Below are 11,663 nucleotides of genomic sequence, written 5' to 3' on the forward strand. Positions count from 1 at the left end.
TGCTTTTAAATACCGCGTTGCAGATTGCAAAACGATTTGCAAATTGCGAATCACCCTGCAAAAGTCCGGCTAAGCTTTCAGGCATTGATGGGAAATAGCGTTAATACCAATGCCAGATGCCAGAACTAACGCCATTGCGACAGAGGGTACGCCTCGCGCCGCCGAAGATGCGATCCTGATAGTGGAAGATAGCCTGCCGCTGGCATCGCTCTACTCAAGCTACCTAGTAAATCGCGGGCTTGAGGTCACGGTTGTACATACCGGCAGCGAAGCACTTGAGCGGCTTGTGAACCAGTCATTCGGGCTACTCTTGCTGGATCTCTCTTTGCCGGATATGCATGGCTTTGCGGTGTTGCGTCAGATAAGTGCGCTTGAGCTGCCGGTGGCAACCATCGTGGTTACTTCCGATGAAACCGCAGAGTCAGCCCTTGAGGCTGTTGCACTCGGAGCGCTGGACTACCTGACCAAGCCCATTGCAGTTAACCGGCTGGTGTTAACGGTGGAAAACGTGCTTGAGCAGCGGCGCCTGGCGCAGATGCTGGATAACTACCGCGAGCGCGTAGACAGAGACCATTTTGACGACATGATCGGTGCATCACCTGTGATGCAAGGTGTTTACAGCACCATAGAAAGTGCCGCCGCCAGCCGCGCCAGCATTTTCATAACCGGTGAAAGTGGCACGGGCAAAGAGTTGTGCGCGCGCGCCATACATAACCACAGCGATAGAGCGAAAAATGCACTCATTACCCTTAACTGCGCGGCCATTCCCAAAGATCTGATGGAGAGTGAAATTTTCGGCCATGTGAAAGGAGCTTTTACCGGCGCCCACACAGAGCGCCAGGGCGCTGCACAGCTGGCCGATGGTGGCACCTTGTTCCTGGATGAGCTGTGTGAGATGGACATTGAGCTGCAAAGTAAGTTGCTGCGCTTTATTCAGACGGGCACTTTCCAGAAAGTGGGTTCCAGCAAAAGCCAATCGGTGGATATCCGCTTTGTGTGTGCCACCAATCGAAACCCGCTAGAAGAGGTGCGCGCCGGGCGCTTTCGTGAAGATCTTTACTACCGTCTGCATGTGATACCTATTCGCCTGCCCGCGTTGCGCGAGCGCGGTGGTGATGTATTGAAAATTGCCGAAACCTTTTTGGCGACTATTGCCAGGCGGGAAAAAAAGCAGTTTAGAGAGTTTTCCAGAGAAGCTGCAGACATGTTGGTTGCCTACCCATGGCCTGGAAATATCCGCGAGCTTGAAAATGTCATCATGAACACCGTGATATTAAATGACGGCGAGCGGGTAACACCCGATATGTTGCCGGCGAGCTTCAATAGCCCGCTTATATCGCAATCAATCCCCGGCGCCGATTCGCAAAATGGATCTGTAGATGTTCCATCGCATACCACCATACGGCCTTTTTGGCTGGAAGAAAGGCGCATTATCGAGCGCGCCATTGAACTTTGCGATGGCAACATACCCAAGGCCGCAGCGCACCTTGAGCTGAGTGCCTCTACGCTGTACCGGAAAAAGCAAAACTGGAACTAAGTTACTTTTATGGCGCACCAACGCAGTCAGGAGAAAGCCCTATGTATGGATTAATTAACCGCTCCTTAAAAAGCATGGTGCTCGATCATCATGGCGAGGCGGTATGGGAAAAAATTCTGCATGAATCCGGCGTACCGGAAGATTCCTTCGTGAGCATGCGCCGCTATGATGATCAAGTTACCTATGCTCTGGCTGGTGCTGCTGCCAAGGTGCTGGCAGTGGACCTGGCGGCCTGTCTTGAGCAGTTCGGCCTTTACTGGGCCACGGTTACCGCGCGTGAATCCTACGGTGTGCTGTTAGATAGCACCGGTGGCAACCTGATTGAATTTCTTGAAAATATTAACAGCTTGCATGATCGCATTACCTCTACCTTTATCGGTTATGAGCCGCCCTACTTTGATGTGAATGTTGATCAGAACACCGTGGCCTTGCGGTATCAAAGCAGCAGGGCAGGCCTTACACCCTTTGTGGTGGGGGTTGTAAAGGGCATGGCGTGCCAGTTTCATTGTGAGCTTAGCTTTCAGCCTGTGGAAATGTGCGCTGTAGACAGTGGTGAAACAAGCATTATTCGCTTTCAAATAACGGATGTAGCTCATGATGGGTAAGCAGCTGTTTAAGCCAGATGCGCTTATAGATCAGCTGGCGTCTGTACACTTTGTGCTGACTCGCACTTTGGAGATAGAACGCCCAAGCCAGGTACTACGCAAACACATGCCAGAATTGCGGGCCGTGGATGCAGAGCAGGTTACCTTGGCATCTGTGTTTAAGGTGATTCGCCCAAACACAGGCATTGATTACGATACGCTTAGTGCTGCATCGGGCGTTATGGTGCTTATGGTGGCTCACTCCCAAGGGTTTGCCATTCGTGGCCAGTTTGTGGTGGATGAACAGCACAGGCTACATTTTGTTGGGGCGCCTTGGCTTGCGTGGATGAATCAGAATCATCCAGACAAAATGCTACCCATCAGTGATTTTAAAGCCTGGGATCCGCAGCTTGATCAGCTGGTGCTCTTGTCTACCGAGCGGCAGAATATTCAAGATTTGGAACAGCTGGCCAAGCAGCTAAAGCAAGCCAAAGAAGAGGCAGATGCTGCCCGCCATGCCCAAGCTGATTTCTTTGCAATCATGAGCCATGAAATGCGTACCCCGCTGACCGGGGTGGTATCGGCATTGGAGTTAATTGATGCCACAGAGTTTACAGGCAGAGCCAGGCGCATGTTGGAAATTGCCAACATGGCTGCAAAAAATCTTCGCGCTGTTGTTAATCAAGTGCTCGACTACTCAAAGTTGCAAGCCGGGGGGTTCAATAATCAGCGTGCAAGCTTTGATGTAAAAAAACTTTCGCAGTCTGTAGTGCGCGTGCTTGAGGCAAAGGCCGCCCATAAGGGGCTGAAAATTGATCTTCTAATAAGTCAAGAGCTGCCAGCCTACCTTGTTGCTGATGCAGCAAAAATCCGTCAGGTGACCCTTAATCTGTTAAGTAATGCGTTGAAATTTACCGAGCAGGGTAAGGTTGAGCTGCGGGTGAGTTTGGCCAAAGGTGATACGGGCGAGCCCAGGTTAAGCGTACAGGTGCAAGACACAGGAAAAGGTATAGCGCCCCACCTGCATGATCAGATATTCAAACCTTTTTTAACCTACGATGCCACCAAAGGCGATGCGGAAAGTGGCACGGGCCTGGGGCTCACTATTGCTGCCCGCATGGTGGAAATCATGGGCGGAAGTATCGGATTTGAAACAACACCCGGGCGGGGCAGTTGCTTCCGGTTTGAGCTGCCCGTTGAAGTCGCAGACACAGCGGCAGATACCCTTGACCTTGAAGAAGAGGCAGGCATCAAGTGTTTCGAGGGCCGGGTGTTGTTGGTGGAAGACAATGAAGTTAATCAATATCTTGGCCAGTTAATGCTTGAAGATCGTGGCCTGGAGGTTGTACTTGCCAACAATGGCCAAGAGGCCGTCGATAAAATCAGCCGGCAAATTTTTGACCTGGTGTTTATGGATGTGTCTATGCCGGTAATGGATGGTTTAACCGCCACAAAAATTGTGCGCGAGCGAAAGCTCGCTGCGGATATTCCCATCATCGCCATGACCGCTCATGTGGGCGATGATATGCAAAAAGAGTTTATGGCTAGCGGCATGAATGGCGTGTTGCACAAACCCGTAGATGCAACACTTTTGGAAGAATGTTTAAGCCAATGGCTCAGGGGTGTGGAAGTTGCGCCCCCACCGGCACCGTGCAATGGCGATGCCGCAGCCGCACCTATTCTCGACGCCAGCAGGGTAGACAGGCTCATCAGTGACATTGGCGTACAAGGCTATGAGCGTTATTGCCAGTTGTTGTCTGAAGATTTGACCAAGGGAGTGCAGGAAATAGTCGCGGCGCAGGCCGCATCTGACTATGCGCTGGTTGGAAAAATCGCACACCGCCTTAAAGGGTCATCGGCAACCGTTGGCCTGATGGAGCTTGTGCGCGTAACCCGGCACCTGGAGCTAAACGCGCCCAAGGCTAAAGAGCGGGCGCCCATTGACGCCATGATCAAAGACCTTGGGGCACTGTGCGAAGATTCTCTGCACGCACTCGGCAAACTCGACATTAATTAACCCAAACAGCCTCAGTCATAACGGGCCGCCTATAACGGCTTGGTTGCAGAAATAAGCGCAAAGGGAAAGTCTAGCGCTATTTTTGTGGAGGTTATTTCGGTAAAGCCAAGGGCCGCGAGCCGCTGTTGATACACCTCGGGGTTTCTGTACACCCGTTGAAAAAGTGCAATGGGCAGGTGCCCGAAACCCAATTGTTAGCCCGTTAGCGGGCCGCTTATGCGTTCAAAAATTACAATCCTCCCGCCGGGCAGCAGTGAATTGGCCGCCACCTTTAACCAGGTATCCAGCTGATCTTCCGGCCAGTCGTGCAGAAAAGATTTAAAGCTCACACAATCTTGATTAATGGGAATGGGGTCTGTGCGGGCATCGCCCGGTATGTGGCGTACCTGCGTCATACCCGCTTGGCCCTGCTGGTATTGAAGGGCTGCTGCGCATACGCCCGGTAAATCTGCCACCGAGCCAATGAGCGTGGGCTTAGCCAGACATAGCTGGCGCAAAAATTCACCGCTATTGCCGCCGATATCCAGCATGCGGGTAATGTTGCTCATATCAAAATAGGCGAGAAATACCTGCGCTTCATAGCGCGTATAGGTGCTTACCAGTTGCATCCACTCGCGCGATTTGCGCACACTTTCAAAGTCTGTTTGGGTGGCTGTGTGGTAATCAAACAGCGAAAACAATTGCGAGCCGGCCATAAATTCTTCGCCATCACCCAGCCATTGGGCAAAGCGTTGTGTTACATCCGGCGCTAACAGTTGTGCGAAACGCACCTTGGTTTGAATGAGATCTGTGTAGGCCATCAGCGGTGCAAAGGCGGGTGCAAGCACCAGTGCATTACCTTGCGCCCGCACCACATCATTGGCCATGAGCAGCGAAAGCAACAGCTCTGCGCCCTCGGCGCTTAAATTTGCATGGGTTTGGCACAAGCCCTGCCATTGTGTGCGCGGCAAGGGGTGATGCAGTGGGTTTAACAGCTTGTGCCTGCAGGCACAAGCCAGCGCGCAGGCGGCAGCGCTTTGGGCGAGGTAGGCATCTATTTTTAAGTAGTGTTGCGCTGCCATCTGCCGCATGTGGCTGGCGGAAATATGTTGCGTGACCTCTGCCGCCAGTCGATCAATGGGCAGGCTTGCATCCAGGTGCACATCGCTGGTTTCTGAAAGCCGCAGGCGTTGCAGGGCGAGCAGTGGCTGCAGCCGGGTGATGTAATGATGCAAAAAATCCGACAGCTCGGCAGCGCCAATATCGAGCGCTTTCAGGTTGCGCGCCAGTGCCAGGTCCGCAGGCGCGTCTAGCCAGAACACCTGATCAAAATATGCACAGGTTTTGGCGTGCGCGCGCCCGAAGTGGCTCTCGACAATAATCAGGGGTTGCCCTTGTTCGAGCGCATGCTGTTTCGTGCTTTCCAGCCGTTGGATGAAATCGCCCAAATCCAGCACATTAAAATCCGCACCCTCGGCCACCCATTGGGCCAGGCCCGCGGGCGTCATGTTGGTGAACTGCTGGTAGTCGTCCATATCCAGCTGGATGGCGTTTAGCTGCTCGGCAAGCTTTGTGGCCAAGGTGGATTTGCCGCTGCCCGGGCAGCCACAAATCGCGATTACGTGCACTGTCATCGGTATCTCCTGTGGCTTGCCAGTTTGGCAGAAATCGCGCGGCTGGGGAATTTGCGGAGGCTTTTGGTAGAGGCTTGATTGGTAGAAGTAAATCGGCGTTCGCGATTGGCCTGACAATGAAAAAGCCCCGGCGCAAGACGAGGCTTTAAAAATAGTGGTGCCGGGGGTTGTCACAACCTATTGCGTGCTAAAGAGCCTGCGTAATTTGGCTGGGCTGCGATACAAAGCTTTGTGAGGCGGACAAATCTGCAGGAAAGCCGATTTGGATAGCTTGCTACCCCAAAGGGGTGAGCGCCACGGATGGCGCGAATCTACAATCAAAACAGCCTAGGGGCTGTTTTGCCCCTGCGTGGGTGTACTAACGCCCTCCGTGGCGTTAGCCCTGCGGGAAACTGCGTTCTATTAATCGGCTGTCCTGCCGATTAATCGCTTCGCTCGTATCTAAATGCTGTTCGCAATGCCGCACCACGCATTTAGTCGAACCAAGCGGTGGTTTATCCCAAGCACGTCCTGTGCTTGGCCCTGCGGGCGCATGCGCGGATCAAAACGCTCCCGGCGTTTTGTCAGCCCACCTCTGTGCACATATAAAAAAACCCCGTCCGATGGACGAGGTTTTTGTATATGGTGCCCAGAGGCGGAAAGCACGGCAGGAAAGCCGTGATTCACAGCGTCTAGCTGCCCCGTAGGGGTGAGCGCCATGGAAGGCGCGAATGAATCGGACGTTCGGTTCCGCGCGTGCGATAGGCTTAAAAATGAAAAAGCCCCGGCGCAAGACCGAGGCTTTAAAAGTAGTGGTGCCCAGAGGCGGACTCAGAGGCGGAAGTATCAAAACAGCCTAGGGGCTGTTTTGCCCCTGCGGGCTTCGCTTCGCTCGTATCTAAATGCTGTTCGGAATGCCGCACCACGCATTTAGTCGAACCAAGCGGTGGTTTATCCCAAGCACGTCCTGTGCTTGGCCCTGCGGGCGCATGCGCGGATCAAAACGCTCCCGGCGTTTTGTCAGCCCACCTCTGTGCATATATAAAAAAACCCCGTCCGATGGACGAGGTTTTTGTATATGGTGCCCAGAGGCGGAATCGAACCACCGACACGCGGATTTTCAATCCGCTGCTCTACCGACTGAGCTATCTGGGCGTCGCTGCTTTTGCAGGAGGCGCGTATTAAACCCGCAAGAGGTGGTGGAGTCAAGGCCGTGGGCGGCTTTTTTTTGCTGGGTTATTCAGGGGCTTGTGGCGTAAATCGTCTAGATTTATAGAGGTGATGTTCACGCGTTAGGAGTCTTGTGATGAAAGTGCGCGAGTTGTTGACTGAGTGGGAAAATACTACCGATCGCTGGAAGGGCGAGGTGGAGTACACGTTGAAGTTGCCGGTAAAGGATGCCGCGCGGCTGGAGGCCTTGGCGGCCTTGTACCCGGCCGTGGATAAGCAAACACTGATCAACCAGTTATTGCATGCAGCCCTTGAAGAAATCGAATCTACCATGCCCTATGTACAAGGCCAGAAAGTGGTGGCCCACGATGAGCTGGGAGACCCGATGTTCGAAGATGTGGGGCTTACGCCTGAGTATTTGCGCTTGCGGGCAAGCTTTGCTGAAAAGTTCACCCCAATAAGCTAACCGGGTTATTCGCTGTCACTGGGGGGTACATAGCCCTCGGCGGCGTCGTATGCATCGCCGGAAAGAAACTTCTCCATTTGTTCGCTCAAATAGGTGCGGGCGGTCATATCCATTAAATTCAGGTGTTTTTCATTAATGAGCATGGTTTGGTGCGCCAGCCACTCCTGCCACGCCTGCTTCGACACATCGGCAAACAGTGCCTGGCCCTTGGCACCGGGGAACGGCGGCATATCCAGGCCCGGCAATTCTTTCTTGTATTTGCGACACATGACGGTGCGGCTCATTGTTGCTCCTTTGAGTGATTGGAAAGTGGCAATTTTACCAGCGCACTGGGGCCCAAGAGGCGCGCCAGTTCGCCATTATCGCGCAGGCGCAATATTTCAGCGCTGATAGCCTGCGCGAGTTGCCGGCCTTGCTGGTTATCTGCAAAGGCGTAGCAGAGCGCGCGGTCTAACACCGGGGCCTTGGGCTCGAAGCTGGGCCAGGCCAGGGGCTCGGCGTTGATGATGGCGCCCAATTCCTGGGCATTGGCCACTATGGCATCCAGGCGGCCGTTAACCAACATGCGCAGCGCCTGGCGTTGGCTGGGCAACCACACAAGTTGCACGCCCTCGCCCGCCGGGCCCTGAAGCGCATAGCTGTAGCCTCGCACCAAGCCCACGCGCAGGCCTTTAAGCTGATCCAGATCGGTGAGCGGTGCGCTGCCCGGTGGCGTAAAAATATGCCGCTGGATGCGTGCAAAAGGTACCGAGCGCACGTAGGGGCGCTTGAGGGCTGCATTGCAAAAATCTGGCACCAGGGCATCGGCGGTGCCGGCATTAAAATTGTGGTCAGCCCGCATGGGCGGTGCATAGTGGGTTTCTGTGGCGATGGGCAATGCACTCAAGAGCTTGCTGTGCAGTTCGTTGAGTGCGCCCGTGCCGTCTGCCTCCATGAACACAGGCTCCAGCATGGCGCTAAAGCGCACACGCTCCGTGGGCGTGGCGCCGTGGGCTGCCTGTGCCAGCAAGCAAGTGGCCAGCAATAGGTGGGTAACCGCTTTCAACATAGGGGTTCGAGTTCGGCGAGTTCAGCCAACAGCCTGGAAACCGGTGCCGCCAGCCCAAGATTGCCGGGTGCGTGGGGTTTGATCCAGCGCACCGGCTGATCGGCAATGGCAGGTGCTATGGCCCCCAGCTCGATTAATACCGGGTGAATGTGCAGGTGGTAGTGGCTAAAGGTGTGGCGCCAGGGCTCGAGCTTGGCAACCTGCGCCACCTCGCCATAGTGGCGCTTGGCGTGGGCGCCTGCCGATTGATCAGGCGCCAGCTCCGGGAAGCTCCAAAGGCCGCCCCAAATACCGGTGGGTGGGCGCTGCTCTAGCAGTAGCCGGCCGTTTGCATCGCGCAGCATCAGCAACTGTACCGATTTTTCCGGCAGGGTTTTGCGGGGTTTTTTGCCCGGCAGTTGCGCTACCCGGCCGGTGGCGTGCGCCACACAGCCACCCAGCAGCGGGCAGGATTCGCAGCTGGGTTTGGCACGGGTACACAGGGTGGCACCCAAATCCATCATGGCCTGGGTGTAGTCGCCATTGCGCGTAGCCGGCGTTGCGGCCTCGGCCAGTGCCCAGAGCGCGTTGGCAACGGCGGTTTGCCCGGGCCAGCCTTCTACCCCGTGATAACGGGCCAGCACCCGCTTTACGTTGCCATCTAAAATGGCGGCTTGCTCGCCGAAGGCAATGGAGGCGATAGCGCCGGCGGTTGACCGGCCCACGCCGCACAGTTGCTCGAGTGATTGCACCGTGCGCGGGAACTCGCCATTAAATTCATTCACTACCTGCTTGGCCGCCTTGTGCAGGTTGCGCGCGCGGGCGTAATAGCCCAGGCCCGTCCACAGATGCAGCACGTCATCTATGGGGGCTTCTGCCAGAGCCTGCACCGTGGGGAAGCGCGCCATAAACCGCTCGAAATACGGGATAACTGTGGCCACCTGGGTTTGCTGGAGCATAATTTCAGATACCCACACCCGGTAGGCATTAATGCCCTGCGCCCAAGGCAGGTGTTTGCGACCGTGCTGGTCGAACCATGCCAGCACGGTGTTGGCAAAGACTGCGGGTTGGTTAGTCATCTTTCTTCTTTTTGCCACCAAACAGGCCCTTTAACAGCTCTTTTGCCTCTGGGTTCTTCTCCAGGTGCTTGTCTAGCTGTTTATCCAGCTCCTTGTTTACTTTGCTTTTTACCTCGTCGCGGTAGAGGTCTTCGAGCATGGCCAGGTCTGGCGCGCAGGAGGTGGCACCCAGTTTTTCGAAGGTGTCTTTGCAGCGCACGGGAATGTCGCGGTTTAACAGCTTCTTATTGGTAATAGGGCAGTTCAGCAATTTATTGGCGGCCTCATCAATGCGCAGGTTGAACTTCAAATCCAGCAGGCTCTTGTTGAGGTCTACTTTGCCGAGGCCCGCCAGCGCCATGCTCTCTACGCCGCCCTTAAGCGATTGCACCTTCAGGGTTTTATTGGCGTATTGAATGTTCGAGGTCAGCGTTTGCAACTTGGTGGCATCGGCCCAGTTGATTTGGGGCATGTCTTGCTTTTGGGCCAGCATTGCCAGCTGGCACAGGCTTTTCTCCAGGTTCATGTTGTGCAGCAGCATCTGATCGCTGGTGAGGTCTATGTTGGCGGTAAGGCTGTCTACCAATGCTGTGCTGGTGGCGCCTTTGGCCGAGCCCTTGGCCACCAGGCCGCCATTGCCGGAAACCAGCGCCGGTGCCTCGAAGTCTTCCAGTAGTTGTTGCAGCGGCATGCGGCTGCCGGTGGCAGTGAAATTCAAGGTGGCTTGGTCTTGGCGGGCGTCGAACACGGCGCTGGCATTGAGCGGCCCCTCGTGCAAAAGGGCATCGAAACGCTTGAGTTCTATCAGCCCTGCCTTGGCGTCTACCCGGGTTTGCACCTGCTTGAAGTTGAGCCCTTTTACCGAAAGGGTGTCGAAGCCCGCCAGTAAATTCAGGTTCAGGCTGCGCAGGGCCTCAAGGGGCAGGGCATCCGGGGCTTGGCTAGTGGCTGCCCGCGCGAAGCCTGCTTTGGTGCCGGCAGCGCTACCCTTGGCAGGTGGTGTTGCCGGTGGCAGGTAGTGATCGAGGTTAATGGCATCGCCTTTAATATCAACGGCGATGGCCAAGGTGCTGAAATCGGTAATGCCGGCGCTACCGGTGATGTTGGTTTCATCAACCTTGAGGGTAAGCGGGGCCAGGCTGATGTTGTTGGCGGTGCCTGTAAAGGGGCCGCTCATGGCTACCTTGTGCAGCGCCTGTGGGTGGGCCATGGGCGGCAAGGGGGTGCCCATGGCTTGCATGAGCTGCTGGATATTGGCCGGTGCCAGCGCGAGTTCGCCCGAGTAGCTAAGCTCGCCGCCGTTGGCGCGGCCCAGCAGCACCTTAGCATTGGCGTTCAGCACCACTTGGGCTTGGGTGGCCCCTTGCACCAGTGTTGTGGGGGCTTTGAGCTGTTCAATAATAATCTGGTCGAGCGCGGCCGGTACTTGCAGTTCAAATTCAGCGCCGGTGTTGCCCATGAGCGTGCTGGCCTCGGGCCTGGCCAGGGTGAAATCGGTATTCAGGCTCACCGGGAAGCTTGTGCCATCAAGTACGAGATCTGTCACCTCTGTGCTCAAATTGCTCAGCTGCAGTTTAAGGCCGCTGGCATTGGCAAAGTGCAGCTCGGATTCTTTAAGGGTTAATCGGCGCAATTGCAGGTTTTGCTCAAGGTTGAAGGCCGGGGCTGCATCCTGAACTGCTGTGAGTGGGGCGCTATCAAAGGCGGTGGCGTGGGCGAAGCGCAACTGTGGCTGTGTAAGCGCCGCGGTTTGGCCCAGGTTTTGCCAGTTGCCCTGGCCTTTGGCGTCTACTTTCAGGTTGATCTTGGCGCCGCTCAGGGTAATGCCATCAATCATGATTTGTTGCTTGAACAGCGGCAGCAACTGCACAGACACGGCAAAGTAGTCGATAGCGGCAATGGGTTGCTCGGGGGTTGCCGGGTCTGCAACGGATACGGCTTTGGCCTTAATGGCGATACGCGGCCACAGCTGCCAGCCCAGGTCGCCATCCATGCGCAGGGCAACATTGTGCCGGGCGGCGGCGTCTATGATGTCGGGTTTATATTTGTTCGGATCGAATGTCAGTACCAGCGCCACAACGGCCGCTACCAGCAACAACAGTAAAATCACCACAATCTTAAGAAACCGTACCACGTATACCTCCTGGTTATGGGCTATATCGGGCGCAGTGTAACGCACTGATTCAGCATAGATAGTGCTGCAGGCGCGATA

Annotated in this window: 9 protein-coding genes and 1 tRNA gene; 4 read left to right on the forward strand and 6 right to left on the reverse strand. The window is 55.4% G+C overall.

Features of this window, described 5'->3' with window-relative positions; all coding sequences use genetic code 11:
- The first annotated feature begins 109 nt into the window (after positions 1 to 109).
- The 3 genes from L1F30_RS00770 to L1F30_RS00780 are packed head-to-tail and all read left to right on the forward strand — an operon-like array spanning position 110 to position 4,138.
- The gene (locus L1F30_RS00770) at positions 110 to 1,537 is read left to right on the forward strand and encodes a sigma-54 dependent transcriptional regulator (protein WP_253358288.1); all 1,428 of its coding nucleotides are present in this window, start codon (positions 110 to 112) and stop codon (positions 1,535 to 1,537) included.
- Positions 1,538 to 1,578: 41 nt separating this feature from the next.
- Positions 1,579 to 2,142 carry a heme NO-binding domain-containing protein gene (locus L1F30_RS00775; protein WP_253358289.1) on the forward strand — a complete coding sequence of 188 codons (564 nt, stop codon included), beginning with the start codon at positions 1,579 to 1,581 and terminating at the stop codon, positions 2,140 to 2,142.
- Positions 2,132 to 4,138, forward strand: coding sequence for an ATP-binding protein (locus tag L1F30_RS00780; protein ID WP_253358290.1), 2,007 nt, complete (start codon positions 2,132 to 2,134; stop codon positions 4,136 to 4,138). Before L1F30_RS00775 ends, L1F30_RS00780 begins: the two co-directional genes overlap by 11 nt.
- A gap of 194 nt (positions 4,139 to 4,332) precedes the next feature.
- Here the strand turns inward: L1F30_RS00780 and L1F30_RS00785 are convergent, their stop codons facing one another.
- Together L1F30_RS00785 and L1F30_RS00790 are read right to left on the reverse strand one after the other, a co-directional pair.
- Positions 4,333 to 5,751 (reverse strand): methyltransferase, encoded by a 1,419-nt coding sequence (locus L1F30_RS00785; protein ID WP_253358291.1) that lies wholly within the window; start codon positions 5,749 to 5,751, stop codon positions 4,333 to 4,335.
- A 1,058-nt stretch (positions 5,752 to 6,809) separates the two neighbouring features.
- Positions 6,810 to 6,885, reverse strand: a tRNA-Phe gene (locus tag L1F30_RS00790).
- Between the two features lie 151 nt (positions 6,886 to 7,036).
- Between L1F30_RS00790 and L1F30_RS00795 the strand changes: the two genes are divergently transcribed.
- The gene (locus L1F30_RS00795; RefSeq protein ID WP_253358292.1) at positions 7,037 to 7,366 is read left to right on the forward strand and encodes a type 1 pili tip component; all 330 of its coding nucleotides are present in this window, start codon (positions 7,037 to 7,039) and stop codon (positions 7,364 to 7,366) included.
- A gap of 5 nt (positions 7,367 to 7,371) precedes the next feature.
- Here the strand turns inward: L1F30_RS00795 and L1F30_RS00800 are convergent, their stop codons facing one another.
- The 4 genes from L1F30_RS00800 to L1F30_RS00815 are packed head-to-tail and all read right to left on the reverse strand — an operon-like array spanning position 7,372 to position 11,585.
- The gene (locus L1F30_RS00800) at positions 7,372 to 7,650 is read right to left on the reverse strand and encodes an oxidative damage protection protein (protein ID WP_253358293.1); all 279 of its coding nucleotides are present in this window, start codon (positions 7,648 to 7,650) and stop codon (positions 7,372 to 7,374) included.
- A complete protein-coding gene (locus tag L1F30_RS00805; RefSeq protein ID WP_253358294.1) occupies positions 7,647 to 8,414 on the reverse strand; it encodes an ABC transporter substrate-binding protein in 768 nt (255 codons plus the stop codon). Before L1F30_RS00805 ends, L1F30_RS00800 begins: the two co-directional genes overlap by 4 nt.
- Positions 8,408 to 9,472, reverse strand: coding sequence for an A/G-specific adenine glycosylase (gene mutY, locus L1F30_RS00810; protein WP_253358295.1), 1,065 nt, complete (start codon positions 9,470 to 9,472; stop codon positions 8,408 to 8,410). The genes L1F30_RS00805 and mutY overlap by 7 nt, the downstream gene beginning before the upstream one ends.
- On the reverse strand, positions 9,465 to 11,585 hold the full coding sequence (locus L1F30_RS00815; protein WP_253358296.1) for an AsmA family protein: 2,121 nt from the start codon (positions 11,583 to 11,585) through the stop codon (positions 9,465 to 9,467). The genes mutY and L1F30_RS00815 overlap by 8 nt, the downstream gene beginning before the upstream one ends.
- Positions 11,586 to 11,663: the final 78 nt, after the last annotated feature.

The organism is Simiduia sp. 21SJ11W-1 (genome assembly GCF_024138675.1).
Lineage (GTDB): Bacteria > Pseudomonadota > Gammaproteobacteria > Pseudomonadales > Cellvibrionaceae > Simiduia.